This is a genomic window from Rhodococcus sp. IEGM 1307, from assembly GCF_030056915.1.
In the GTDB taxonomy this organism is placed as follows: domain Bacteria; phylum Actinomycetota; class Actinomycetes; order Mycobacteriales; family Mycobacteriaceae; genus Rhodococcus_F; species Rhodococcus_F opacus_D.
In genome coordinates, this window is record NZ_JASHKW010000036.1 from 1 (window position 1) to 26,129 (window position 26,129).

General features: G+C 64.1%; 22 protein-coding genes and 5 pseudogenes. 7 read left to right on the forward strand and 20 right to left on the reverse strand.

Annotated elements, in window-relative coordinates; translation table 11 throughout:
* The 5 genes and pseudogenes from QM841_RS40585 to QM841_RS40605 all read right to left on the reverse strand — a co-directional run.
* Positions 1 to 331: pseudogene (locus tag QM841_RS40585) on the reverse strand (transposase); the annotation flags it as partial.
* Positions 332 to 1,171: 840 nt separating this feature from the next.
* Entirely contained in the window at positions 1,172 to 2,347 is a 1,176-nt protein-coding gene (locus QM841_RS40590) for an epoxide hydrolase family protein (protein WP_283336432.1), read from the reverse strand.
* 90 nt (positions 2,348 to 2,437) lie between these two features.
* Positions 2,438 to 3,319, reverse strand: coding sequence for an LLM class F420-dependent oxidoreductase (locus tag QM841_RS40595; protein WP_283336433.1), 882 nt, complete (start codon positions 3,317 to 3,319; stop codon positions 2,438 to 2,440).
* A 65-nt stretch (positions 3,320 to 3,384) separates the two neighbouring features.
* Complete coding sequence (locus QM841_RS40600; RefSeq protein WP_283336434.1) at positions 3,385 to 3,807, reverse strand: MaoC/PaaZ C-terminal domain-containing protein; 423 nt, start codon at positions 3,805 to 3,807, stop codon at positions 3,385 to 3,387.
* Between the two features lie 9 nt (positions 3,808 to 3,816).
* Positions 3,817 to 4,296, reverse strand: a complete 480-nt coding sequence (locus QM841_RS40605; RefSeq protein WP_283336435.1) for an FAS1-like dehydratase domain-containing protein — start codon at positions 4,294 to 4,296, stop codon at positions 3,817 to 3,819.
* A 216-nt stretch (positions 4,297 to 4,512) separates the two neighbouring features.
* On the opposite strand from QM841_RS40605, the gene QM841_RS40610 reads away from it, so the two are divergent.
* From QM841_RS40610 to QM841_RS40620, 3 genes are read left to right on the forward strand one after another with little or no spacing between them, the layout of a single operon-like run.
* Positions 4,513 to 5,148: a carboxymuconolactone decarboxylase family protein gene (locus tag QM841_RS40610; RefSeq protein ID WP_283336436.1), complete on the forward strand. Its 636-nt coding sequence runs from the start codon at positions 4,513 to 4,515 to the stop codon at positions 5,146 to 5,148.
* 23 nt (positions 5,149 to 5,171) lie between these two features.
* Positions 5,172 to 5,516 carry a hypothetical protein gene (locus tag QM841_RS40615; protein WP_283336438.1) on the forward strand — a complete coding sequence of 115 codons (345 nt, stop codon included), beginning with the start codon at positions 5,172 to 5,174 and terminating at the stop codon, positions 5,514 to 5,516.
* A gap of 59 nt (positions 5,517 to 5,575) precedes the next feature.
* Positions 5,576 to 5,797, forward strand: coding sequence for a hypothetical protein (locus QM841_RS40620; RefSeq protein WP_283336439.1), 222 nt, complete (start codon positions 5,576 to 5,578; stop codon positions 5,795 to 5,797).
* A gap of 123 nt (positions 5,798 to 5,920) precedes the next feature.
* Here the strand turns inward: QM841_RS40620 and QM841_RS40625 are convergent, their stop codons facing one another.
* From QM841_RS40625 to QM841_RS40685, 12 genes and pseudogenes are all read right to left on the reverse strand, one after another.
* Positions 5,921 to 6,571, reverse strand: coding sequence for a TetR family transcriptional regulator (locus QM841_RS40625; RefSeq protein ID WP_283336440.1), 651 nt, complete (start codon positions 6,569 to 6,571; stop codon positions 5,921 to 5,923).
* 85 nt (positions 6,572 to 6,656) lie between these two features.
* Positions 6,657 to 7,496 carry an SDR family NAD(P)-dependent oxidoreductase gene (locus QM841_RS40630; RefSeq protein ID WP_283336441.1) on the reverse strand — a complete coding sequence of 280 codons (840 nt, stop codon included), beginning with the start codon at positions 7,494 to 7,496 and terminating at the stop codon, positions 6,657 to 6,659.
* A gap of 174 nt (positions 7,497 to 7,670) precedes the next feature.
* Entirely contained in the window at positions 7,671 to 10,937 is a 3,267-nt protein-coding gene (locus QM841_RS40635; protein WP_283336442.1) for a protein kinase domain-containing protein, read from the reverse strand.
* A 390-nt stretch (positions 10,938 to 11,327) separates the two neighbouring features.
* On the reverse strand, positions 11,328 to 12,545 hold the full coding sequence (gene fdhA / locus QM841_RS40640) for a formaldehyde dehydrogenase, glutathione-independent (RefSeq protein WP_283336443.1): 1,218 nt from the start codon (positions 12,543 to 12,545) through the stop codon (positions 11,328 to 11,330).
* A 1,054-nt stretch (positions 12,546 to 13,599) separates the two neighbouring features.
* Positions 13,600 to 14,595 (reverse strand): type I glyceraldehyde-3-phosphate dehydrogenase, encoded by a 996-nt coding sequence (gene gap / locus QM841_RS40645; protein ID WP_283336444.1) that lies wholly within the window; start codon positions 14,593 to 14,595, stop codon positions 13,600 to 13,602.
* Positions 14,596 to 14,641: 46 nt separating this feature from the next.
* Positions 14,642 to 15,184, reverse strand: coding sequence for a TetR/AcrR family transcriptional regulator (locus QM841_RS40650; RefSeq protein WP_283336445.1), 543 nt, complete (start codon positions 15,182 to 15,184; stop codon positions 14,642 to 14,644).
* Between the two features lie 980 nt (positions 15,185 to 16,164).
* Positions 16,165 to 16,332 (reverse strand): annotated as a pseudogene (locus tag QM841_RS40660) (ADP-ribosylglycohydrolase family protein); the annotation flags it as partial.
* 424 nt (positions 16,333 to 16,756) lie between these two features.
* Positions 16,757 to 17,178 (reverse strand): annotated as a pseudogene (locus QM841_RS43280) (MaoC family dehydratase).
* A 145-nt stretch (positions 17,179 to 17,323) separates the two neighbouring features.
* A pseudogene (locus tag QM841_RS40670) lies at positions 17,324 to 18,003 on the reverse strand (SDR family NAD(P)-dependent oxidoreductase).
* 18 nt (positions 18,004 to 18,021) lie between these two features.
* Positions 18,022 to 18,141: pseudogene (locus tag QM841_RS40675) on the reverse strand (acyl-CoA dehydrogenase C-terminal domain-containing protein); the annotation flags it as partial.
* 283 nt (positions 18,142 to 18,424) lie between these two features.
* Positions 18,425 to 18,808, reverse strand: a complete 384-nt coding sequence (locus QM841_RS40680; protein WP_283336446.1) for a VOC family protein — start codon at positions 18,806 to 18,808, stop codon at positions 18,425 to 18,427.
* Between the two features lie 64 nt (positions 18,809 to 18,872).
* A complete protein-coding gene (locus tag QM841_RS40685) occupies positions 18,873 to 19,592 on the reverse strand; it encodes a helix-turn-helix transcriptional regulator (protein WP_283336447.1) in 720 nt (239 codons plus the stop codon).
* A gap of 225 nt (positions 19,593 to 19,817) precedes the next feature.
* Between QM841_RS40685 and QM841_RS43290 the strand changes: the two genes are divergently transcribed.
* Both QM841_RS43290 and QM841_RS40695 read left to right on the forward strand, forming a co-directional pair.
* On the forward strand, positions 19,818 to 20,099 hold the full coding sequence (locus QM841_RS43290; protein WP_349307463.1) for a hypothetical protein: 282 nt from the start codon (positions 19,818 to 19,820) through the stop codon (positions 20,097 to 20,099).
* Between the two features lie 742 nt (positions 20,100 to 20,841).
* On the forward strand, positions 20,842 to 21,279 hold the full coding sequence (locus QM841_RS40695; RefSeq protein WP_283336448.1) for a hypothetical protein: 438 nt from the start codon (positions 20,842 to 20,844) through the stop codon (positions 21,277 to 21,279).
* A gap of 40 nt (positions 21,280 to 21,319) precedes the next feature.
* On the opposite strand, the gene QM841_RS40700 is transcribed toward QM841_RS40695, so the two are convergent.
* Positions 21,320 to 21,787: a hypothetical protein gene (locus tag QM841_RS40700; RefSeq protein WP_283336449.1), complete on the reverse strand. Its 468-nt coding sequence runs from the start codon at positions 21,785 to 21,787 to the stop codon at positions 21,320 to 21,322.
* A 247-nt stretch (positions 21,788 to 22,034) separates the two neighbouring features.
* Here QM841_RS40700 and QM841_RS40705 point away from each other — a divergent pair, with 247 nt between their 5' ends.
* Positions 22,035 to 23,099 (forward strand): hypothetical protein, encoded by a 1,065-nt coding sequence (locus tag QM841_RS40705; protein WP_283336450.1) that lies wholly within the window; start codon positions 22,035 to 22,037, stop codon positions 23,097 to 23,099.
* 23 nt (positions 23,100 to 23,122) lie between these two features.
* Here QM841_RS40705 and QM841_RS40710 read toward each other — a convergent pair whose 3' ends face one another.
* Together QM841_RS40710 and QM841_RS40715 are read right to left on the reverse strand one after the other, a co-directional pair.
* Positions 23,123 to 23,620 carry a hypothetical protein gene (locus QM841_RS40710; protein WP_283336451.1) on the reverse strand — a complete coding sequence of 166 codons (498 nt, stop codon included), beginning with the start codon at positions 23,618 to 23,620 and terminating at the stop codon, positions 23,123 to 23,125.
* Positions 23,621 to 23,622: 2 nt separating this feature from the next.
* Positions 23,623 to 25,038, reverse strand: coding sequence for a TerD family protein (locus QM841_RS40715; protein WP_283336453.1), 1,416 nt, complete (start codon positions 25,036 to 25,038; stop codon positions 23,623 to 23,625).
* Positions 25,039 to 25,391: 353 nt separating this feature from the next.
* Between QM841_RS40715 and QM841_RS40720 the strand changes: the two genes are divergently transcribed.
* The gene (locus QM841_RS40720; protein WP_283336454.1) at positions 25,392 to 25,967 is read left to right on the forward strand and encodes a TerD family protein; all 576 of its coding nucleotides are present in this window, start codon (positions 25,392 to 25,394) and stop codon (positions 25,965 to 25,967) included.
* Positions 25,968 to 26,129 lie beyond the last annotated feature (162 nt).

Here is a 26,129-nt window from a genome sequence, read left to right on the forward strand (position 1 = left end):
ACGATCACCGCAGTCGGCGGTCGACCTCCGCCGCCGCGAAAAACGCGCTCGCGGTTTTGAGAATCTCGTTGGCCCTACGTAATTCGGCGTTTTCTTTCCGCAGTGCCTTCAGCTCGGCGGCGCTGGCGGCGGCCGAGGACTCGGTGGCGGTGCCGGTGTCGGAACCCTCACGGTCGATCCAGTTCCGGAGCGTATCGGGGTTGACGTCGATCAGCGCTCCGACGTGTCGGCGGGCTGCGACCTTCGTGTCGCCGTGCTCGTTGATCCGGTCCCGATACATCCGCACCGCCCGCTCACGGGTCTCGGTGTCGTACTTCCTCGGTGCTGGCATGACTTCATTCTCCTGGTTCAATCAGGAGTCTCCACCCGACCCAGGACAGTTCATCCCGCCGGCCGGAAGAAACGCCCCTAACCCACACCAATAATGCCGCTGTCCGTCGAGGGACGCCGCCGACTCGTGCAGCGCTGCCAGTTTCGTCCCATACCCTATGTCGCCGCCGAGCATTTCTCGCGGTCGAGAGCAAGCGGGTGGACCGGTACCGTGAGTTCGGGAAACTGAGTTTCTCGACGACCAGAGCACCTCGTACTGGCCGCAGATGGCAACGACGGCCAACAGGCGATGAGCAGGCGACCCCCGTGTTGATAGAAAGGATCGAACAGCTGCGTCGTGAACTAAAGTGGGCGGTCCGCCACACCCACGAACTGGGCACCGAGGGCGTGAGGGTCTGGTGCGCAGCCGACCTCGGATTGAACCGGCGCCGGTTCCTCGATCCAACCGGCGAGTCCAACCGAGCACCGCGCAGGATCATTGCCTGCTGACACGGGCACAAGGTGCACTTGGATGTGAAGAAGCCTGCCGAATCCATACGGCGGTGGTGGCATGGTCCGATTACACCCGGCGATCGAACGCGCCAAGATCGCCGGCGCCCACGCTGGCTACCGTGTACCTGCACTCCGCCGCTGATGGGTCTTCCCGCGTCGCGTCAGGGCTGAACACCACCGAATTGTAAGTCGGCCAAGGCGATAGGGTGTATGCACCTCGCCCGGCTGTGCTTCACCGCACACGGCGTCGGCCACATGCTCTAACCGGATACTGTCCGAAGGGCAGCACCGTTCGCTTCCGACTCCTGCATGATGATCTTCGGGATGGACGAAGGAGCCGGAGGAGGGCTCACCTACCCCGGGCTGTGCGGTAGGGGCGGAAGAAGTCGCGGAGTTCCTGGGCGTAAAGTTCGGGCTCCTCGAAAGGCGCGAAATGGCCGCCACGCGCGGGCTCGCTTACACGCACGACGTTTGCTGTGCGCTCGAGCCATGACCTCGGTGGCAGGACGATGTCCCCCCGGAATAGGGAGAACCCACTCGGCACCTCGACCCGACGGCGTTGCTGCTCGAGTGGGATTTCGGCGTTGGCCCGGTACATGCGCATTGATGAGCCGATCGATTCGGTCAGCCAGTAGAGCGTGATGTTGGTGAGCATCTCGTCCTTGGTAAAGGACTGTTCGATGTCGCCGCCGCAGTCGCTCCATGCTCGGAGTTTCTCAACCATCCACGCGGCAAGGCCGGCTGGTGAGTCCGTCAGTCCGACGGCGGCGGTATTGGGCTTGGTCCGGTGCATTGCGCCATAGGCTCCCTCCGACGCTCCCCAAGCTGCGGCGGTCTTGAACCATTCGCGTTCCTCGTGTGTGAGAGAAGTCCCGTCGGCGACCTGGACCGGTAGTCCGGCATCCATGCGGTGGACGCCGACAACCCGCTCCGGATAGTCAAGCGCTAGGTAGCGGCTCACCTGCGAGCCGACGTCCCCTCCCGCTGCGCCAAACGTCTCATAACCCAAAATGGTCATGAGCTGAGCCCACAGGCCCGCAACGTCCAATGAATTGAGTGGAGGCCCGACGGGTCCATCCGAGTAGCCGAATCCCGGTAGATCGGGAACGACGACATCGAAGGCGTCGTCTGGATCGGCACCGTGCGTACTCGGATCGACTAGCAGCGGGATGACCTTCGCATAGCGCCAAAACGAATCGGGCCAACCGTGGCTGAGGACGAGAGGCAGAGCGCGAACCGAAGACTTAGCGGCACGGACGTGTACAAAATGGATGCGCATGCCGGAGAGCCGGACTTGGAAGCGAGGTAACGCGGCGAGCGCCGACTCCTGAGCGGTCCAGTCGAACTCTTCGGCCCAGTACTCGACCAATTCGCGAAGATAGGCGAGATCGGTTCCTAGCGCCCAGCCAGCGTCACCCGCGTCCTGGGGCCAGCGCGTCGCACGCAGCCGCGAACGAAGATCCATGAGGTCTGCCTGCGCAGCGCGCGGTGCGTACGGCTCCGGATGAATTGTGTTGTCCCACATGATTGGTGCCCTCCTGCCTATGAAGGCCTTCGGATGATCGTCTGTATCTACCCGAACGGACGACAGAAAGAGGGCGTTCGGATACCGAGCCTAGAGCAGCGCTGGAGCCAATTCCCGCCATTCGGCCAGCGGGATTTCCTGGTCGCCACGTAGAACCTGCACGGCAACGTGATCTGCGCCGGCATCGTGATGCTCCCTGACACGGTTCACGATTTCGTCTACCCCGCCCCATGCGACCATGGCGTCGACCAGACGGTCCGATGCGGCTGTCGGGTCAGCCCAGTCGTCGTCGTCGAAACCGAGGCGGCGAAGATTTGCCAGGTAGCCGGGAGCACGTAGGTAGTAACTGATCGCGGAACGCCCAATCGCTCTGGCCACCGAAGGATCGGTCTCGAGGAGCACCTTCTGTTCCGGCGCTAGCCAGGCTTCGGAGCCGAGAATCTCGCGGCTCATATGTGTGTGTTCAGGCGTCGTCAGGTACGGGTGCGCGCCATTCGCGTGGCTCGCTGCGAGCTTGAGCATTTTCGGCCCGAGCGCCCCGAGCACCCTAGCTGGGGGCTTTGTCGGTCCGACGGCGTTGAAGGGCGCGCGGTCCATCGCGTCCAGGTAGGACCGCATGTAGCTCAGAGGCCGGCTGTAGTCGTGGCCGCGTAACTTCGCAACGAGAGCCGGGCTGCTCACTCCAAGGCCAAGGAGAAACCGGTCGGGATATGCCTCGGCAAGGGTCTTCTGCGCGGCTGCGGCCGTCATTGCGTCGCGTGCGTAGATGTTGGCTATGCCTGTCGCAACGGTGATTCGAGAAGTTACAGCCAGCAGCAGCGCGGCCATCACGAGCGGATCGCGTCCGATCGCCTCATTCAGCCAGATCGCGGGGTAGCCCAGTTCCTCAAGTTCGTGGGCAGCAGCTTGCGCCTCTCTTGACGGATGGCGGTCGAACGCCGTGGTCCATATTCCGACTCGTCCGAGTTCCATGTCGTAACACCTTACATGAATAAGCCAACAATGTTTGGTTTAGGGCTTGCGGGTGAACGCTACTTTCATGGGTCGACCTCGGCAGTCGCCTGCCCGACGACAACCGGGAGGCCGTGTTGATTGGTTGTTACGACTGAGAAATCGGCCAGGTGTCGACCGGTCTCGTCGAGGCGCAACGCCTCGACGGTCGCCGTCGCCGTCAACGTGTCACCGGGGCGGACGAGGTTCACAAATCGCACGCCAAAGTGTGTCAGGCGGCCGTTGCCGACCCAGTCCGTGAGGACTTTGCCGGTCGCCCCCATGGTGAGCATCCCGTGGGCGAAGACCGTTGGATGGCCGGCTACCTGGGTGACATACACCTCGTCTGTGTGAACCGGATTGTAGTCACCGGATGCCCCGGCGTACATGACGATCTGACTGCGAGTGAGGTTGTCAACGACCTTCTCGGCACGGCTGTCACCGACTCGGATCTGTGTGCGCTCAGGCATCCCGCCCCCTCATTTTGTTGCGACGGACGGCACGGGGAGGACGTAAACAAAACGTGCGATAGTCACCAACTCGCCCGTGGAGGTGGCTCGGTACTCGACAAGCCGTTCCTCGAACTTCAGTGTGCCGCCGCGCCGCGACTTCTTCTCCCACGCTTTCCCCTCTCGTTCAATGACATCCAGTGTCTCGCCGGCAACAAGCGGACGACGGTACTCGAAATGCTGTTCGGCGTGCAGCCAGCCGGTATCCGCGGGGATGGCGCCGCTCGATTCTCTCGCCGAGCCGAACCAGGCACGCCCCCTTTTCGGTCTCAGCTCGTTCTCCGGGGCGAACTGGGCAGAAGCCATTACGAACGTTGGTGGAGCGAGGACGCCACCGAACGTCGAAACTGTTTGTGAGCCTGGCTCGGTGTAGATCGGATTCTCGTCCCCGATCGCGCGGGCGAACATGAGAATGTGCCCCGCCTCCACAGGAAATCTATGTACAGACATCTTTCTCTCCAGAGCCAAAAGTGGGAGGCCGCCCGGCTACCCTGGGCGGCGGGATGCACGAGGGATTATTCCCGTGGCGACGCCTCAAGGCTGAGTCCCTCGACTGGATCCCGTCCTGGGGTGTTGAGGACAAAGGGCGCCGTGTGATAGACACTAACCAACCAACGTTCGGTTTGACAACTCACCGCCGAGCTGACCATGAAATCAGGAGGCTCAATGTCTGTCGACGAGCGTCCCACAGCCGCAGGAGCGCGCCGATTCGGCGACCTGACGACCGGGGAGATGGACGTTGCTCAGCGTAGCGTCAATGACTGGCTGGTCGAGTACCTCTACCCGGATAGAGCCGGAACAGGCGTGGAAATCGGTGGTCCGATGGCCGCCCTGCTACGCAGCCCGAAGCTAGCCGAGGCCGTCGGCCGCATGGTGCCGCTCATGTTCGACGGCTTGTCAATTCCACGTAAGGCGACCGAACTGGCGATCCTGCTGACCGCACGACACTGGAACTGCCACTTCGAATTCGATACGCACCGTCGGTATGCAGAACAGCACGGGATAGACGTAGCGGCCATCGAGGCGATCGCGAATGGTGTCCGTCCGGAGATGACCAGCGACCTTGCCGACACCTACGAGTTCGTCGTGCAACTCCTGCGCGTCGGCGACGTCGGCGACGCTGCTTTCGCCTCGGTGAACGAACGATGGGGACAGCAGGGCTCGGTCGAGCTCATCGCGGTGGTCGGCTTCTACTCGATGCTCGCAATGGTCTTGAACGTCGACAGGTACCCCGTGCCGGCTTCGGAGCGGTTGCTACCCGATCTCGCGGAGCGGGGCGGCGACGTGATCGACGGACAATAGTTCGTGAAGAGAAAGTGACAACTATGGCAAAGCCATTTACTTCGGGGACCGCTATCCCTGAAAAGGGGTCGTACGTCCAAGCTACTCTGGAGGCCGTTCGTCGTTGCCCAGCCCGAGCTGACTTCATCGAGCTGTGCTTCACAACGGAGGCGGGCCCATGGAAATGGTGCTTCCCGGAGCCTGAAGAACGTCATGCCCAGTCTGGGGCGGACCCGCTGGTGCTCGTGCTTGGTAGATATGGCACACAAGCTCATCACATCGTGGACGGCGGCATCGGCCCCGCTCTGCTGAGTTCCGAGGCGATGCCCATGATCATCGATGGTTGTCAGACCTTGGTGGCCCGCAAGATGATCGAGTGGGGGCGCTGAGTAACGCCGTCCCTGCTCGCCCGCTCCCGACGAAACGATCCTGCACCGCGAGGACGACCTTGATCTGGCCGTCAGCGCGGATGGAGGCGCCGCTCGTCGTCGATCTCGCAGGCCAGCAGCACGTGGCGGTGCCGAACGACAAACCCGACTTCAGCCACTGTGTGCTCATCGAAGTGCCGTCGCTGGGCGTGGTCGAGTGGCGCCGCGGTGAGACGGATCGTGCCACTCTCGCGGCATGCTCTATACCTGCGGCCGAGTGCAGGCTGACCGACGAACAGTAGTTCGCCCGTGCAGGACTCGGCACTGAGCGGTTCCTCGATTCTCAAGAACTCGCTTGCGTACCCACCTGATGGTCTACGGATCCAACGGAACAGAGCGTGCGACTCAGCGCGGGTGACTGCCCGTCACTTGTGGCTCGACGTCGGTATGTTCTCGTGGGCTGCCGCTCTCGTCCACCCGGCAGCGAGGACCGCGTCAGTTATCGACCGGGCTATGCACTCCCATAGCTGCTCGTCGTCGACGTGCGCCGCGGCGGCGTGTCGCGCCTCGTTGAGTGCCTCGAACGACTCGTCGAGGTCTTCGGTGTCGTTCTGTGCTGCGGTTGTGTAGAGCACTGACCCGAAAGTGAACGACTCCATGCTTTCGATGAGCGGGATGATTGCGGGACGGGGCACGCCGCTCTGGAGCAGGATGCGTACCGCCTTGTCGTAGAACTCCAAAGCGATTCGGTGGGGATGCTGCTTCAGGATGACAGTCACAAGGGCTGGATGGTCGAGAAGGGCTCGACGGTAGAGACGAGCCTGATCGATGAACCAGTCTCGCCAACTTACGTCTGGAGAGTCGAGCAAGCGTGCTTCTTCGAGCGCCAGCTGCGCAGATCCAAGAAGAATGTCTTCCTTGTTGCGGAAGTGGTGATACAGCGACGCTCCATTGATGTCAAGCTCACGTGCGAGCCGACGGATGCTCAACTCCTCGAGGCCCTCCTCATCGATGATCCGAAGCGCGGCCTCAAGCGTGGCGCGCTTCGAGATGAGGGGCACTTTGGGGCGGCCCACGGCGGGATCTCCTTCTTGAGGCGGCTGAACAATGTCGTGGCAACTGCAGGACGGATGGCCGCACTGGGCTGCCTACCGGGGGTCATCAGGCCAGCAATGACCCTCCGTCCGTATCTCTCCTGAAGAGAGCAGTGTCATCGATGCTCTTATCGAGTCCAGGCTGCCCCGTCGAGATCATACCGCGGAGGTGGTTTCCTCCGTCGACGGCCAAGCACACCCCAGTGATCCACGAGGCCTGGGGGCTGACCAGGAACGAGACCGCCTCGGCAAGATCCGCCGCGGTTCCTAGCCGCCCGAGTGGCGTTTCATCGAGTTGCCTCACAACGAAGGCATTATCGCGGTAGAGCCCAGACGTCATGTCAGTATCGACAATGCCTGCCCGGATGGCGTTGACACGCACACCGTCTCGCCCGAGTTCATTCGCCCCGTTGGTGATGAGTGCTTCTAGTGCGGCCTTGCTGACTGCGTAAGGCGACATCCCTTGGTGGGGTTTCGCCGCGGCGATTGAAGATACAGCGACAATCGACCCCCCGCCGTTCCGAGCAATCGTTTCGGCACTGCTCCGAAGTGTGATGAACGCACCGTCGAGATTAGTGGACAGCACGCGCCGCCACGAGCGAAGTGGAGTGGATACGATCTCAGAATGAGCGCCGCCAGTGCCTGCTGCAAGGACGGCAACTGTGAGCGGTGCACGTTCGTCCGCTTGCTGGACTGCGAGCGCCACCTCAGACTCGCTCGTCACATTCCCAACGGCGATTGACACTCTCTCGCCCAACGCGGCTTGCGTCGAACGAAGGGGGCCCTCGCGGCGACCCATGATCGTGACCTGGTAGCCGTCCCGAATGAGCCGTTCGGTGATGCGGCGGCCGATTCCAGTTCCGCCGCCGGTGACCAGCGCTGAGGCCGCTACTTCCGGCACGGTCACCGCAGCGCCTGTCTACTTTTGAGCAAAGGGATCGGGACGTGTGGGACTCGCATACGTTGCAGTGTAATCGAACAGTGGTGGATTTGTGAGTAGGTGTGCGTCAGATCGCAGCACGGGGCCCATCTGTGGGGCGTGTCGAGGGTATGCGTACCGAGTCGGGCGGATGTGTCAATGCTAATGGTGCGTCTGCTCCACGACCCAGGCCGCGACCTGTGTGCGAGAGGTGAAGCCCAGTTTCGTCAGGATGTGCTCCACATGTCCTTGTGCGGTGCGGGGTGAGATCACCAGGCGGTCGGCGATGGCCTGGTTGGTCAAGCCTTCGGCGATCAGATCGGCGACTTGACGTTCCCTCTTGGTCAGTCGCGTCGACGCGTCGGTGGCGGGCGTGGAGACGCTGGGCTGTTGCTCGTGGAGGGCGTAGGCGATGGCCGCGTCGAAGCCGAGCTGTTCGCCCTTGCGGTGGGCCGCTGCGAATGCTTTGTCCCCGAGTTCCCGACGGGCCGTCTGTTCGCAATTATGCTGGTAAACAATTAAATTGGAGTGAATTACCACAGCACTGCCCATCGAATTCCCTAACCCATCAGCAGCGCCCAGCAGAATCGCAGCCCGGTGTGCGTCGGGCAATTCGCAGGTGATCCAGGCCAGCGCCACGAGGCAAGAGGTGGCGATGCGGGGACTGTGGACCTGCCTGGTCAGCTCCAACGATTGCTCGAGGAGCCTGACTGCGCGATCGGCATCGCCCTGTCGCCATACTACGATGGCCAGGGCCCACAACGAGTGTGACCGGTACATCTTCTCGCCGTACCGTTCGGTGATCGAGAGTGCACGTTCGTGGCAGTCGATCGCCTGGTCCATCAACCCGCTAAGTCCATAGGCCAGACCCAACGCGTACAAAGCGCCTACTTCGAGTGTGCGATCCTTCCGTTCAGTGAACTCGGCGAGGGCGGTTTCCAGTCGCGAGCATGCTCGCGCGAGATCACCTCTGGAGAGCGCCTGCATGCCGTCGGCGAAGGCGACGTAAGCGCGCATGATGGGGTCGCTGGTGTGCGCGGTGAGGGCCTGCATGCCGTCGACGAGTGTTGTCCCGGTTTGGAGGTCACCCTGAGCGAAGGCCATCACGCTGGCGCAGTAGAGTGCCTTGACCCACTCGAGTGTGGGTGGGCCGCTCTGGCGGGCGAGCAAATGGTCGAGCCAGCGCCGCCCCTCGCCGAAGAGGCCCTGGGAGCCCCAGAACGAGGACAGCGCGGCGGCGGTGCGCAGGCCAGCAGCGGGATCGTCGTCGACGCTGAATTCGAGGGCTTCCCGCAGGTTCGGTTGTTCCCGTTTCAGGCGGGCGATCCAGTGGAGTTGGCTGGCGCTGATCCACTCGGCGTCCGAGTCGACCGCCAACGCCTCGTACCAGGCCAGGTGCCTGCGGCGCATGGGCAGGGATTCGCCGGTCTGCTCGAGTTTCTCGTAGCCGTATTCGCGGAGGGTCTCGAGCATCCGGAAGCGCACCACCGACCCGGATTCCTCCCGGATCAGGATCGACTTCTCTACCAGGGACGTCAGCGTGTCCAACAACTCGCCCGAGGCCAGATCGGCGCCGCACACCTGCTCCGCGGCATCGAGTTCGAAGGTCCCGGCGAACACCGCCACCCGCCCCCACACCAGTTGTTCACGTGCGGTGCACAACTCGAAACTCCAGTCGATGCACAACCGCAGCGTCTGTTGCCGCGTCGGCGCACCCCGGTTGCCGCGGGTCAGCAGGGTGAAGCGGTCGGTCAGCCGCCCAAGGATCTGCTCGAGCGACATCGCCCGCAACCGGGCCGCCGCCAACTCGATCGGCAACGGCAACCCGTCGAGGCGGTGACAGATCCCCACCACCGTCACCGCGTTGTCCTCGGTGAGCGCGAAACCGGGAACCGCGGCAGTGCCGCGCTCGACGAACAACGACACGGCATCGTATTTGGGCAACCCGCGCAACGAGGTCTGCCGCTCCGGATCCGGGACGGCCAGCGGGGGAACCCGCAGCACCGCCTCCCCACCGATGCCCAGAGGCTCACGACTGGTGGCCAGAATCCGCACCCGCGGACACGCCCGCAACAGGAGGCCAGCGAGCTCGGCGATCGCGTCCACCACGTGCTCGCAGTTGTCGAGGACCAACAGCAGTTCTCGCGGCGCGAGGAATTCGATCAGAACCTCACGCAGCGGTCTCGCCGAGTGGTCTCGTATCCCTACGGCGCCGGCGACGGCGTCGACCAGTGACGACTCGTCGCGCAGTTCACCCAACTCGACGAGGCGCACACCGTCGGGGTATTCGCGTTGCACCGCCGCTGCGACTCGCATCGCGAGCCGCGTCTTGCCGACACCCCCGATCCCGGTCAACATCACGAGCCGGGACCCGGCCAGCAGGTTCTTCGCCTCGGTGAGCTCGTGTCGGCGGCCGACAAAACTGGTCAGTTCGAGGGGAAGGTTCCCGGTAGTGCTCCGAGGGGCGGGTTCTATGGAATGGCGCCGACCGCCTGACGCTGGTCCCCGGTCACTGGCCTCTGCATCAGGTTCAAACCGGAGGGCCATCTCGTCGACGGGGAAGCCGTGGTCGCGTTGCAGCCCTCGCAGTAGTTCCCCGAAGTCTGCGGCGGTGGCCGGGCGCTGACCGGGCTCGCGAGACATCGCGCGGGCGATCGCGTCGGAGACATCCTCGGGGATCCCGTGCTCACGCAGATCGGGCACCTCCTGCGTCGTGATCCGCAGGAACTGGGCGACGACCTGCTCTCCGCTGCGGCGCTCGAACGCGGCATGGCCGGTCAGGGCACTGAACAGGGTGGCGCCGAGACCGTACACGTCGGCAGGCGGCGTGGGTGGATCACCGCCGAGCACTTCCGGCGCGGTGTAGGCCGGCGATCCCGGCACGGTGCCGGTGGCGGTCTCGAAGCCGCCGCTGATGTGCGCGATACCGAAATCGGCCAATTCCGACTCGCCGTAGTCGGTGAGCAGGATGTTCGCGGGTTTGACGTCGCGATGCAGGATGCCGAGCCGGTGCGCAGACTCCACCGCACCCGCGATCTTCACCCCGAGCCGCAGTGCCTCCTCCAACGGCAGCGGACCGCGTTGGCGGATCCGCACGTCGAGGGAATCCTGCGGGTGGTAAGGCATCACGATGTAGGGAAGCCCGCTGCCGGTGGCGCCGACCTGCAGAATGCTGACGATGTTCGGATGCCCGGTCAACCGCCCCATCGCCCGCTGCTCCCGAAAGAATCGGGCCCGGTTCTCTTCGTCGAGTTCGACGGTCAGTACCTTCACCGCCACCGTGCGATCCAGCTCCGCCTGCGTGCAGCGGTAAACCACACCGAAACCGCCACGTCCGATCTCCTGGACATCGCCGAAGCCGATGCCTGCCAGCTCCGCGGCCGGGGACGGCGGGTACCGCTGAGTGTCGAGCGGGTCACCTTCACCCATCGGAACGATCTACTCACTCCGTCGGCTCGTGATTCCGGCGCGCTGATCCCGACGGCACGATCAACGCACATCCAACCCTCAACTCACCTCTCGATGGCGTGCCCTCAAGGATATCGCCGCCATCTGATGTGACGGGAGGTTGTCCACTAACCGCGGTCTGCCACCTACTGACGGATATTCCTGACGCGTCGAGTGTTGGGGATCAATATGTCACCGGCTCTACTGTTCTACGAGTCGAGCTCACCGCGTGGGTCGTCGCTGGGCGGTTGGAGTGGGGCGGGGCGCGGATAGCGACCCGCCCCACCCGCGGCGGAGGTTGCGTGGCGACAGTCGGGGGTGGATGGATGGACTGTGGCGAACGACTACCGGTGCGCTCGGAGGAACTTCCGGTTAGGCGGCGATCATCCCGTGAGGGTCAATGACGAACTTCTGTGCCACTCCGCTGTCGAAGGCGCTGTAACCACGCGGTGCGTCATCGAGCGCGATGACGGTCGCGTTGACGGCCTTGGCGATCTGCACCCGGTCCGCGAGGATCGCGTTCATCAGTTCCCGGTGGTAGCTCATGACCGGACACTGTCCCGTGGCGAACGACAACGATTTTGCCCAGCCGGTACCCAGGCTCAATGACAGTGACCCGGCCTTGGCGGCGTCGTCGGCGGCGCCGGGGTCGCCTGTGACATATAGTCCGGGGATGCCAATGCCGCCTCCGGCGGTGGTCAGCTCCATCAACGAGTTGAGGACCGCGGCGGGCTGTTCGTGCCCGGCGTCGCCGCCGTGACCACGTGCTTCGAAACCGACGGCATCGATTGCTGCGTCGACCTCGGGGACGCCGAGCAGCTGCTCGATCTGGTCCTGCGGAGCGCCCTGGGAGACGTCGATGGTCTCGCAGCCGAACGAGCGAGCCTGGGCAAGACGCTCGGCATTCAGGTCGCCGACGATCACGACCGCGGCGCCGAGGAGCTGCGCACCGGCAGCGGCAGCGAGTCCGACTGGGCCGGCGCCGGCGACGTAGACCGTTGATCCAGCGCGGACCCCGGCTGTGAGAGCGCCGTGATAGCCGGTGGGGAAGATGTCGGAGAGCATGGTCAGGTCGCGGATTTTTTCCAACGCCTGGTCCTTGTCGGGAAACTTCAGCAGGTTGAAGTCGGCGTAGGGTGCCATGACGTATTCGGCCTGACCGCCTACCCAGCCGCCCATGTCGACGTACCCGAACGCCGATCCTGGCCGGTCGGGGTTGACGTTGAGACAGATACCTGTCTTGCGTTCCTTGCAGTTGCGGCACCGGCCACAGGCGATGTTAAACGGCACCGAGCACAGGTCGCCGACCTCGATGAATTCGACGTCCCGGCCGACTTCGACGACCTCGCCGGTGATCTCGTGTCCAAGGACCAGCCCTGCGGGGGCGGTGGTGCGACCCCGAACCATGTGCTGGTCGCTACCACAGATGTTGGTGGAGACAACCTTGAGGATGACTCCGTGTTCGCACTTTCGTCCGACATTCGCGGGGTTAACTCCCGGGCCGTCCCGAAGTTCGAGCTTCGGGAACTCGATCTCGCGTACTTCGACCTTGCCGGGGCCGGTATAAGTCACCGCGCGGTTTGCGCTCATTGTCATCTGGTCCTTCTCTGTGGGGTTCGAAGTCGAATGGCCGGGCATCACGGATCCAGGGCCAGTGGAGAGGGCAGTGGTCACCCGTATTCGCGCACCCTGTGTCTTGCCCGAGGATGTGGCGTCGGCGCAGGGTGGAGGCGACTCGCCGACGGATCAGTGTTGCTGGTCATCGAACTGACTTTGTAACACTGCTCAGGTTCCAGGGCAATGCCATGAAGGTTCCCGCCCAAATCGTGACTTCTCACGACGGCCTCAGTGGCTGAGGAGTATTCGTTTGCGGTAGGTCGCATCCGGCGCCGTACGCCTGCCGTTGAAGCATCCTTGATGCGAACGTGAAATCTTGCCCATGAGGATGATCATGTCTCCTCGGTGTTGACCACGGAACTAGAGATGGCTTGAGTGACACGGTGGGGTGGGAGGAGAAGTTGCCCGTGTTGGGCTGGCCCGGCGAATCATGAACTGCGGCAATGGGACCACCCGTGAACCTGCCGGTCGGCGGGTTGCAGGGCAGAGTGTCGTCGGACCCACCTGCCCGCTTACGCACTGTCGCTCGCGTGTGTGATGGGGTTACCAGAATAGACTCAGTCCCGCCGGCTGCTGGCGGGTCAACCTGACGCGCTCAAGTAGTGTCTGGGCACGTCGACCACCCGGACGACGATGCGGCTTCGTCTCAACACCGCCACGGCGCCCGGCGTGGACGATCGATACGGCCCTCGGGTCGAAGTCCTTTGGCTTCAGACAAATCTGATTACGAGATGCGGCGAGCGACCGCGATGAGTCCACCCACCCTGTCACGAGTGTGGCGAGTGCTGCCGTACCGACCGCAGGGGCGGAGAGTAGCGATGATCGTGCAGATTGCTGCCTTCCCGTGTCGTTGGTTCCCTACCACGCCAGGTGTCAGGGGAAGGGCGAACCTGCCCTCGACCCTGATACCGGCTGGACGTCGACCGGCACACGATGGCCACCCATACCCTGCACGAACTCGACCATATGGTCGGGAGCTGGATGTAGCGTTCGAGATCGAGACTGACCGTGGCGCCGAGGTTTGCGGTCAGCCTGCGATGAGTTGTGAGAGTTCAACCAAGCGGTTGGAGAACCCCCACTCATTGTCGTACCAAGCGAAGATCTTGACCTGATTACCGATCCCTTCGGTCAGGGGCGCATCGAAGATCGCGGAGTGGGGATTCCCGACAATGTCGGAAGAAACGATGGGTGCCTCGGAGTACTCCAGGTAAGGAGAGAGCGCGGGGCTCGCGGCGGCGGTACGGAACGCCGCGTTCACCTCCTCGGCGGTCGCGGGTCGCGACAGCAATGCGGTGAAGTCAGTGATCGATCCGACGGGGACGGGAACACGCAGGGCGAGTCCGGTGAGTTTGCCATCGAGTTCGGGGATGATCTTGCCGATCGTGCGGGCAGCGCCCGACGAGGTGGGGATGGTCGACAAGGTGGCGGCTCGTGCGCGCCTGAGGTCGCTGTGCGGGGCGTCGTGGAGCCGCTGGTCGCTGGTGTAGGCGTGGACTGTCGTCATGAGGCCAGATTCGATGCCGAACGAGTCGTTGAGGACCTTTGCGATGGGGGCGAGGCAGTTGGTGGTGCACGAACCGTTTGAGAACACGACGGCGGTCGTGGCGATGGTGTCGCCGTTCACACCGAGAACGATCGTCGGGATGTCACCCTGTGCCGGTGCGGAGATGACGACTTTCCGTGCGCCTGCGGCCAGATGCTGCTGGGCACTGTCGACGTCGGTGAATCGGCCCGTCGACTCGATGACAACATCGACTCCAGTTTCCCCCCATGGAATGCGTACGGGCTCACGCTCGGCGAATACCCGGATTTTGCGTTCGCCGACGCTGATCGTGTCTCCATCGACGTGCACGCCATCAAGATGCCCGGAGATCGAGTCCCATTCGAGTAGAGCGGCAAGGGTTGCCGGGTCGGTGATGTCATTGATGGCGACAACCTCGACGTCGGCTGCGCTGCGCAACGCGGCTCGTAGATAGCTTCGGCCAATTCGGCCGAAGCCGTTGATTCCGATGCGAACGGTCATGAACGGACTCCTCTGCATGTTCTACTTCGTGGGGTTCGTAATTTTTCTACGCGGCAGTATCGCCGCGAGCGGCGTCGAGCAGGGCGAGCACGCCGCGAATCGCGGCGTCCATCGGCTCCTGGGCGCCGCGAGCGCGCGCGAGTACATAACCGCCCTGGATGACCGCGACCAATGCGTGGGCAAGATCATTCGGCACGACGGTCTCGGGTAGCTCGCCGGCCGCGATCGCCTCGACGATCACACGCCGCCAGCGATCGATGATCGTATCGAAGGCGCCCGCGACGACCGCAATCATCTCCGCGTCCTCGACCACCTGTGGGTCCTGCGTCATCCGGCCCACCCGGCATCCGCGTATGCCCTCTCTAGGACGGGTCAGATACCGCATCATGCGCTCCAGGGGAGCGCCGGCGCCGTCGAGCAACTCGGACTCCGCCGCCACCTCTGCAGTCACCGACGTCAATGTCTGCACGGCCAGATCATGCTTCCCGGTGAAGTGGTGGTACATACTGCCCTGGCCCACCTCAGCCCGTGCGAGCACATCTCTCGGACTCGTCGCCGCATAGCCACGCTCCCACAACAGCTCGGCCATCGCGTCTGTCAATCGTTCGCGAGAACTCATGCGGCGAGTGTACCAACAAGTATGTACAGAACGGTGCCCTGTCATAACGGCACCACTATCGCGAGATATGCCGTCAACGCCCACACACTCTCCGGGAACGGCGATGCACTTCTACGATTCTCTGAGAGCCGCTTGGATGGGCAGCTCCGAATACGTTGCAGTCGAATGGGATACGCACCATATCCGGTGAACAGGATCCGCTACAGTGAAATGCAAGTTCTCGCCACATACGCGTCCTAGTCCGTGCAAATCACAAGTTGACGACACAGTTTTCCGGACACCGTTGGACTCCTGCGCTGAGACAAAGTGGAGGAGGGCCGGTGAGGTGGCTACCAACCCCAGACGAAGAAACGACTGAAATGCGCACCACAGCGGGTCCTCTACTTCGTCGCCATTTCACTCGCGCGATAGCAGTGCTACAGGCCAGGCGCGCCGCGCGAAGTCTATTCTGCAACTACTGTGGACGTGACCTGTTCACCATCCCGATAGCCGCCGACCACTACTGCTCCGACGAGTGCGCCGACCGCGAATTGGCCCGCCGAGAGTTCACCCTCCAGATCTACTGAGACACCACCCCTGACGGGCCGCCCGGCCGTGGAAGGACGTAAGTTCGCTCTCGAGCGAACAACCGCGTGAGCGACCCGACGACCAGCGTCAGCGCCCGGGAGCCGTACCTTGGTCTGCCGTCGCTGACCGGCTCGCTGACGACCATGGCCCAGTCGCAGAGCGCCGAGACCTGACCGCTCTGGTCAGCGAGGGGCTGAAGGCCGTGTGCTTTTCACCTCCGGTGCCCACACCAACTACAGCGTCGTCGTCGACAACGCCGGCCGTAGCGCGATCGACTGGCGTTCCATGGGGCGGCGTGTTGCGATCGCTCCGCGGAACGGAGCCGGGCGCTGCGGATGCTCGTCAGTCGGTTGTTGCGTAGGTCGAAATCTGGATCGCCCCGTGGCTGCGATCTCCGCGGCGTAGAAGGGCTCGAAGGTGGGTGTCAGGCCCGCGCTGGCCCAGTAACTAATCTCGGGGTGGGCGGAGCCGATGAGTCCGCCGGCGATGCAGGCGATGGAGTCGGAGTGCCTATTGCTGGTCGAGGCCCAGGAAAGCGCCGCTGGACCGGTCGATCTCATCCTCGCCGACACGCACTTGTCGCGCCTCCTTGCTTCAAGTAGTGGTGGTCAGGTAGCCGGAAGCTCCTTGAAATTGCATAGACGGACAACCCCCGATGCCGCCAAGCCCTGGGGTTGTCCGCTGTTCAGGGCCCGATCATGCGCCCATTGGAGGCTTCGGTAATGAAGCGGCTCCGCGAGAGAGTGGATACGATTTCGGCTTTCTCTGCCAGTCGGTGATGTCTGCGGGCTTCCCCCAGAATTCCTCTGGTGATGATGCAGATCGGCGTGGTGCAGTGAAACCCGAACGACTCGGAATTGGGATCGTTCTGGCGTGGCCAGCGCTGTCGTTCCAGAGAATGCAGGCGCACGCGGCAAACGGGATGCTGCGCCGACTCTTCCTAGCTGACAGCATCTGGCTTTGCTGCTTCACCGATTACTGGTCAGTCCGCCGATTGGCCAACGGCCGGTTCGAGCTGTCATCGGTAGAAGCGGAGACCGGTTCGGCGACGCAGATCGGCTTGTCCACCTCTGTGCAGTGCACCATTGCTCGAAGCGCTATCTGGACACCGCCGGCGATGTCTTCGACGGACGCCACTTCGGCGGCAAGTCGGACCTTGGATCCGACGGGAACCGGTGCGGGGAATCGGACCTTGTTCAGGCCGTAGTTCACGGCCATCGAGGCCTGCCGGACGGTCAGAACTTGAAGAACCATGGCGGAAAGCAATGAAGCGTGAGGCAACCGTGGGCGATGGGCCCGCCGTAGGGGCTTTCGGTATTGGCGCGCTCGACGTCCACGTGGATCCATTGGTGGTCGTCGGTGGCGTCGGCGAAGGTGTTCACCCGGTCTTGGGTGATGTCGAACTAGTTGCTGCATTCGAGTTGATGTCCGAGAAGTCGGTGGAGGTCGTCGACGTCGTCGATCGTGGTGGGCATGGTTACCTGCTCATGGAGGAGTGAAGCGGTCGGCGGGTGGTTTGGGGTGTCGGGCGGACGCCTTCGGTCAGGTGATGGTGACGCCGCCGTCGACCGCGAGAGTCTGTCCGGTGACGTACCCGGCGGCATCGGAGGCCAGCCACACCAGTGTTGCGGCGAGTTCCTCTGGGTCACCGGTCCGGCCGAGAACGATTCGTGAGGCCAGGCCGTCGAGGTAGCCGTCGTGATACTGGTCGGTCATCTCGGTGGCGAAGAAGCCCGGTGCGATCGCGTTGACGCGAATTCCCTTGCGCGAACCCCACTGTTGGGCGAGGTCCCGGGTCAGACCGACGATGCCGGCTTTGCTGGCACTGTATGCGGCCTGGGGCAGGCCGGCGGTCGTGAGTCCGAGGATGCTGGATATGTTGATGATGGAGCTGCCCGGTTGCATCACCCTTCCACAGGCCTGGGCGGCCCAGTACGAGCCGGCCAGGTTGATGTCGATGACCGAACGAAACTGATCGGGGGTCTCGCGGGTGGCCGGGAAGGCGGTCGCGATTCCGGCGTTGTTGCCACAGCGAGAGCGCGGCGTCCGCTGGCCCGAACCATCGCGGCCGTGTCATGCAGCTTGTCGACGCGTCGCGCCGCGAGCACGACGTCCGCGCCGGCCTCGGCGAAGGCCTTGGCGAACGCGACGCCGAGGCCGGACGACGTGCCGGTGACGATGGCGACGCGGTCGTCGAGACGGAATTTGTCGAGCACACTCATGCGCAAAGGCCTCCTGGGTCAGAACCAGCTGGGGTTCATGTCGAGGGTGGTTCGGTCCAGGCTTGCCAGCAGATCGAGTTGCGGTGTGACTTTGGGCAGCTCATGGCGGTAGAAGTAGCGGGCGGCGTGGCGCTTGCCGCTCGCTGCCCTGACCCGGGCGTCGCGCCGGCGTGGCCAGTGTCCCGCTGGTACGGAGACTAGGAGTAATGCGGTGGTTACGAGAGAATCTCCGTCCTGACGATGCAGAGCGCGAATTTGTGGGGAATCTGTTAACCGATGTCGCCGCAACCCCCCATCACGCATTTCAAAGATCCTGTGCTCGATCGAACTCAGTGGATCAACCGCCACTCTGTTTTACACTCACGGCACGGTTTCGTAGTCACGGTCGTTTTTTGCTCGCCGAGGCGGAGCGCGAGCCTCGTTAGCGGTGTTCGACGGTGGGGCGGGTGAACAGGTTGACCAGGTTTCCGTCAGGGTCGTGGAACATCGCGGACCGGTTGCCCCAGGGCATCGTGGTCGGCTCGAGGACGATGACGTCCAGCGCCGCTTGCAGGCGAGCGAACTCCGCGTCGACGTCCGCGACGAGGAACTCGATGATGACCGAGTCGTTGCGGCCGGGCTGCGGGGCGTGTTCGCCGAGCATTGCGACGGTTGCCGTGCTGCCGATCGCGAGCGATACTGCGGCGGTGCGGAACTCGGCGAACACGGGAGCAGGACGGATCGCGGGCGTTCCTGTCACGAGCTCGTAGAATCCGGCGAGGCGTTCGACGTCGTCGGTGATGATGCGGATAGATGCGAAGTCCATGATGATCCTTTCGTACGGGGCGTTCGACCCGATGCCGCCATGGTGCGCCGCCTCAGCGACAACGTTATGTCGGTGTTTGAGAAACTCTCTGACCGGTCCTGACGGAGCGGAGGGTGCCGTAGGTGATGTCGAGGTCTTCTGCTCGCAGTGATCGGCGAGGCGCCCGCTCGCCGGTGGCTTCCGCCGACGTCACGCGATCGCCGCGGAACGCGCGAATGCCGTCGCGAAGTCGGCACCAGCCGATCAGGTACCAGTCCTGTCCTTTCCCGACATAGCCGAGGGGTTCGACGGTGCGAAGCGTGTCGGCGCCGTCCCGATCTCGATACGCGAATCGCAGCACGTTCCCCAAGCGGAGGGCGTCTGCGAGTTCAGTCGGGGCATTCAAGGCGGGACCGTCGTCGAGCAGGTGGATGCGTGATGCGAGGTCCGCCGTTTCGTGGAGCGTGCCCTGATCCATCACTGCGACGACTTTGCGCAGTGCGGAGGTTGCTGCGGTGCGGAAGGGGCTCGTAGAGAGCATGCCTAGTGCGATGGTGACGGCGAGCGCTTCGTCGACGGTGAACCCGAGCGGGGCGAGTGTGTGCGAGGTGTCGATGCAGTAGCCGCCTGTCCGCCCGGGTTCCGCCCAGATGGGCACGCCGGCTTGTTGCAACGCCGACAGGTCCCGTTCGATCGTGCGGGTGCTGACTTCGAACTGTTCCGCGAGTCGTCGGGTGCTGCGCGGCCGTGGGGCAACGGCGCGAAGCTCCTCGACCAGCGCGTACAGCCGGTCGGTGCGGTTCATGCGTCGACCCTACTCGTGGACGAAAAGGTGGTGCGAGATGCACAGCTGATCCCGTGATGACACGTCCCTGGGTGGTTGTTGTCGGTGTGTGGGGCGTCGGCGAATTTGGGGCCGGCGGGGTGCTCGGCGGTGAGGGAGTGGTGCGCCCGGGCGAGGCCGACACCGACCGCTACGGAACAGCCATCACTGCGGCGTGGAATCGGCTGCACCCGAGAATCACTCACCGTGGATCGTGGGCGGACCACCCGGGACCCCCGCCGATCGTGCGAAGGCACGGTGATCCGGCTGACGGTCGATCACCTGCCCGGCGACCGGCATCCCAAACCGGTGTGGCTCTGGTACTCAAGTCCGGGTGCGGGCACCACCGATATCGACCGATTGTGGCAGATGTTTCTGAGGCGCTTCGACATCGAGCACACGTTCCGGCTCTTCAAGCAGACGTTAGGTTGGACCGCCCCGAAGATCCGCAACCCCGAGGCGGCCGACCATGGACCTGGATCGTCCTGATTGCGCACACCCAACTCCGACACGCCCGGCCGCTCGCCGAAGACCTACGCCGACCGTGGGAACGACCCGCGCCACCGCGACGGTTGACGCCGGCCCGGGTCCGTCGAGGGTTTCCGCGCATCCGCGCGACCATGCCCAATCCGGCCGGCGCACCGAAACCCAGTCGTCCCGGTCCCGGACGCCCACCCGGCGCGAGGAACCGCCGCCCCGCCCATCACCATCACGTCGGGAAACGCACCAAAATCGACTCACGGAGCCAGAAAGTGAAACCCAACCAGGTTAAATAACAAGCTGAGGGCTCCTTACGTCGGCGAGTAGTCGCGGACTTCCCGGCCGACGCTCGAGGGCGAAGTCCTCGCCAGGTCACGCGTCGGGTGGGTGTGGGTGTGAGTCAGGAAATTCGGCACACCGCGGTACCCGCACCACGGTTGTCGTCGGCGGCGCCATCCGATCGCACGGTTACCTGAATCCTCGAAAAATGCGACGGCACGCGACATCACGAGAAACCTAGCGGGGTGTCATTCACGCGATCTACACACCCATATTCAGAATCGGGAACGCCGTGTGAACCATGTCGGCGCGGTCTGCTTTGATACGCACAAGGGGGTGCGAGCGCCGCCGGCACGTAGACGCGCCATCGCGGACCCCGCCGTACCACGCCGTGCGCTAACAAGGACGGCGTGCCTGAGGCAGGAGACATATGAGGACAGCAACGCAGCACCGGCGGACCGGCCGGGGAATCATGTTCGCGGCGGCCATCGCGGGGGTGATGGGTTTGACCGCCGGTCCCGCGTGGGCCGAACCTGCACCGACTACGATCACCGTCTCCAGCGACAACCTCTATGTAGGCGAAACCTACACGGTCACGGTGCATTGCCAGGAGCACAGCACCGTCGGCGTTGCGGTGGATGTCGATCCGTACGGTGCTGAGCAGAGCGACCTGCTCGGGGGTATTCCGGTTGCGCCGAATGAGGACTTGCTGGCGACCGTGCAGTGGACGCCCACGAGCATCGGAACGCACACCCTGTATGCGTATGGCTGCGCCAGTGGTGTGGGATGGCCGGATTATCGACCGCCGACCGCGTCGCTGAGTGTCGACGTAACGGCAGCGCCGACAGGTACGGGCAGCGCCGACGGCATTCCCGTCATCGGGCCGATCTTGAGGGAGCTGTTCGGCTGATCCAGATGATGTCCGTCTTGCTGGTTCCTCTTCGGTGGGGTCAGCAGTGGCCGTCGGCGGCGGCGTAGATGGCGCGCTCGATTTCGGTGCGGTCGGCCTTCGGGATTTCTTCCCACGTCGGTTCGTTCGGATCAGGGGCCGGGACGTCGAGGTCACCGGACGCTTCGAGGTCTTGAAGAAGCTCTTCGCCGCCGGTGCGTGCGAGTTCGAGCAGGCCGTCGGCGGCCTCCTTCGAGTCGAAGGGTTCGCCGACCAGGTCGGCGAGTTCGCGGACCGCGTCGAAGTACTCCAGCGTGTCGTGGCACGTCTGAAGGTAGAGCGCAGCTCCGTGCAGGTCCTTCTCACTCGTGGTCTCCGCCGCCGCGGTGGTCGTGGGTGGGGCGGTGATCCGTTTGATGGTGGAGTCGGCGTCCTGCGTCGAGGTGGTCGCTGACGCCGAAGCGGCGTTGCTCGCCGTGGTGGCTGAGTCGTCGCTGCAGGCGGTGAAAATCAGCGTGACCGCGCTCATGCATGTAGCGATCGAGAAGATGCGGCGGATTCGCATATTGTGTGTCGCCTGTCTGAAGTGTTGTCCAGGGGGAGCATTGTGAATAGTGGGAGCTGTGGATTGGTGGGGAGCGGCTCCATGGGAGTAACTACCAGACGTGCCGCAGGTGGAAGATAACTGGGGGTCGCTGAAGGTAGTCGCCGGGCACATGGGATCGCTTGTCGTACCTGCGCAGGGTGCCCAGGGGTGGCGCAGTATTGTTCTGCCGGTGTCCTTGACATCTCAGATCGAGTGGGCCGGATCGCCGTTCATGCGGTTCGCGCAGAAATCTATTCCCAACCCTGGTGCGGTGACTGCGGTCCACGACGGTATTCGCAAGCCGGCTCTCCGGACGAAATCCAGTCATACCGGGAAGCGGCCGGACTGGGGGTTGATCGGAACAGCCATCGATTTTCGCCTGAGACTGGCGTTCACCACGGACGACCTCGTCCCGGTATCGGCGCGGAGGGGCCATGCAGCGCTGGCCAGAAACCATCCGGAAGCCGCCGCCTTGCTGGGTGAGTTGACGGCCGCGATCGCCGCCACGCTCGCCGAAGCGCCCCCACAGCCCGCCGACCGTATCGACCTGCCCGAATCCATTGAGAACGACCTGCTCCGCCTCTGCGTGGTCGCCGGCCAGCTGGATCAGCTCTACCGCTCGTACCTGCACGTCATCGACAAGACTCCACTACTGGACGGCGGGAGGGCGGTCACGTTCGATCAGGCACGCGCCCAGGTGCCGTGGTTCGTCATCGACCAACTCCACGACCAGGTCTGCCTCGCGAACACCGGACTGGGCGAGCTACGTGCCCGTGCGAGCGCGGCGCGCTCGGGGATAAGCTTTTCCGGGTCTGACGCCGTCGACGGTGCCGACGCGGACCTGCTGGTCGACGGGTTGCTTCTCGACTTCAAATCCACGCACGCCGCGACGACGATCACCAAGTCCGATGTCTATCAACTTGCCGGTTACGCACTCCTGGACTTCGACGACGAACACCACATCGATCACGTCGGGATCTACTGGACACGCCACGGAATCAAGCGCACGTTCCCGCTAACCAGTTTCTTCGAACTGCTCGGCGCCACCGAGACGATCCCGGAACTCCGCGCCGGCCTGCGTGCCGAACTCACCGCATACAACGAACAGCGCCAGCGCGCCCGCGACGCGGCGAGAAACGCAGCCGAGCACCGTGAGACCGCCGATGCCACGGCTTCGCACGCTAGCGGCGAGGAGATACCGGTCCGCCGCATCCATCAGACCCGTCGATGGCTGAGCCGCGTCTGTCAGCGCTGAGACCTGAGCATGGGGCAAGGTTGTCAGCTACCGAAGAAGGGCAGTCCCGGTCGGGTGGGTTCGGGTTCTGGTTGCGGTTTGGTTCTCCCGTCGACGGTGAGGGTGACTTTGTCGCTGCCGGCGGCGGATTGCACGTCGCCTTGGAGCCAGCAGTACGCCTCGACGGTGTAGTCCCCGGGGTGGGGCACGGTGATGAGGAATTGTTTCGTCTCACCGATGGATGCGCCGAAGCCGGGAACGCGGGCTTGCGGCAGGGTCGGCCACATCCATGGCATGTCGCCGCCGGTGTTCTGGTGGTCGGTCAGTTGCGGGAAGCATTCGACCCCCGGGTAGGTGAGCGGGCCGGGGTTCGGGTTGGTGACGGTGGCGCGGACGACGAGCCCGTCCGCGTCGACGGTGATGGTCGGCGCCAGAACCGGTTCCGCGGCACTGGAGGGACCAGCACCGAGGAGAAGCGTCCCGGTGAGGGCGGTGAGCACGCCGGCGGCACGGGCATGGCGTTTCGGGGTGTGTGGGTGCATTGTCAGTACTTTCCTGTGGGGGTGGGGCAGCGGCCGGTGTATTTGGTGAGTCCGATTCCGCGGTTTGCTTTCTTGCTGCGGCCGACGGGTCCGCCCTGGGGTTCGCGGACCCAGGTGCCGGTGGTGTCGAGTCCGGGCATGTGTTCGCTGCCGGGGTGGCTGTATCGGGTTTCGCCGTCGACGGTGAGGATGCCGTCTTGCACGTCGATGTGGGCGATGGTGGCCCAGTAGGAGTCTTGTCCGTTGCCGACGTAGACGAGGATTTCGTCGGCGTCGTCGCCGGGGAGCCCGCCGGGTGCGGCGCGACCGTATCGGATGGCGACGCGGGGGCGGCCGAAGGCGTCGATCGCGCCGGTTCCGTTGTCGACGCTTTGGTAGACGTTGACCAGGAGGTCTCCGTTCTCGGTGGGCAGGACGCGGACCTGTTCGACGGCGGGGCGGTTGCCGTTGCCGGGGCCTTTGCTGTCGCCGTCGTGGTGGATGAACGGCCACTTGTCGAGGGTGCCGCGGTGGCGGGGTTCGCCGCTGATGACGACGAACTTGTTGGTGACCTCGTCGCGGCAGAAGAAGTACACGTCGAGGTCCCCGGTCCCGTAGCGGGTGACCCGGCCATAGGGGTCGTAGTGGGCGCCGCGGCCGTCCCATTCGAGTCCGACGGTCAGCACCCAGTTGGGGTCGCCCTGGCTCTTGCGGAGGTCGATGCGGGCGGTCTTGGTGGCCGAGTCCTTCGACAGGGTGACCTTGACCTTCTCGAAGCTGATCGGCGACACCGAGACCGACGCCGGCGGTTGTGGTGGGGTGTGAAGGGGAGCGGGAGGGGCGGATGCCGCCGCGGCCACGACCGGTGGGTGCACGGGCGTGTACTGGGGCGCCGCCGCCGGTGCGGGCGGTGCCGCTGCCGCCGGCGCCGGGGCGGGTTGGTGGGAGACGTCGACACCGTGGTGGGTGACCAGGGCTGCCAGCCCGGTGTCCCAGCCCGCCGAGACATTGCGGACCTTCCAGGTGCCCTGGCGGCGGTAAACCTCGAGCAGGACCGCGGCCCGTTCGGTGGTCAGGCCGAGCGCCCGTGCGGTGACCCGCATCCCGGTCGGTTGTTCGAGGACGACACCGAGATTGCCGGTGTGCGCGAGGCTCCCGGCGACCTGCTCGTCGAGCGCCACGGCGATGGACAGTTTCTCGATGCCGGCCGGAACAGCGCGGAGGTCGACCGTGATGCGGTCGGCGGCGACCAGTCGGACCGCACCCTCGGGGGAGGTGGGTTGGTTGAAGAAGATGAAGTCGGCATCGGAGCGCACCCGGTGATCACTACCGAGCTGGAAGGCCATCAGGTCGATGGCGCCCTGGCCGACGCCGGAAACGGCCACAGTGAGCGAGCCGTCGTCGATGGGGGTGTTCTGGCCGCGGGCGAGATCGGTCATGAGGTGCGGCCGGAGCCGGTCCTTTCCAGGTGCTGGTGAGGTCAGAAATGGGTGTCGCGCGTACCGCCCGCAGGGGGAGGTGGTCGACTCATGCGACCGTCGACGGACAAGGCAAACGCTCAGCCACCAGACACCCCCGCCGGGCAGCATCGCACCGAGCGATCCTGCAAGCATCATCTTCGATCTCCGGTGTGTGCTGTCTGGCAACCGATCACGCGCTGATAGTACGGGCATCACACGGATTCACCCTGCAATGGCGTGTCCGAAACATCACGTTCTAAGGTGGGTAGCCTGAGCGTCGAATGGGGTGGGCAAACAGTGCGCATCCACACGCTGTGGGCGGAAGGATCTTCATGGGCGTCACCCTGGCCAAAGGCGGCAACGTTTCCCTCGACAAGCAGGCACCGAACCTGACCGCGGTCGCGGTGGGGTTGGGATGGGACGCGCGCTCGACCACCGGTCACGACTTCGACCTCGACGCGAGTGCATTGGTGACCGGTGAGAGCAAGCGGGTCCTGTCCGATCAGCACTTCGTGTTCTACAACAACCTGCGCTCACCCGACGGGTCCATCGAGCACACCGGCGACAACCTCACCGGCGACGGTGATGGCGACGACGAGGTCATCAACGTCGACCTGAAAGCGGTGCCGCCGAACGTCACCAACATCTTCTTCCCCGTCTCCATCCACGACGCGCAGCAGCGGGGGCAGAGCTTCGGGCAGGTCACCAACGCGTTCATCCGCGTCGTCGACCGCAGCACCGGAAACGAACTGGTGCGCTACGACCTGACCGAGGACGCCTCCATCGAGACGGCAATGGTGTTCGGTGAGCTGTATCGGCATGGCGGCGAGTGGAAGTTCCGCGCGATCGGGCAGGGCTACGCCTCCGGCCTGGCCGGGATCGCCCGAGACTACGGCGTCAACATCTAGCCCATCGCAACAGGTGAGTGATGCGTTCGGCGGCGCACAGTGTCATCCACGTAGACACGAAGAGCGGCCCTCAGCCACTTCGCGTTCCTGGGCTCGCTCGTTCACCGCGGCGAGCTAGTGGCGGTCCTGAACTGTTGGGTGGTTCTCGACCTGGATCTCCCC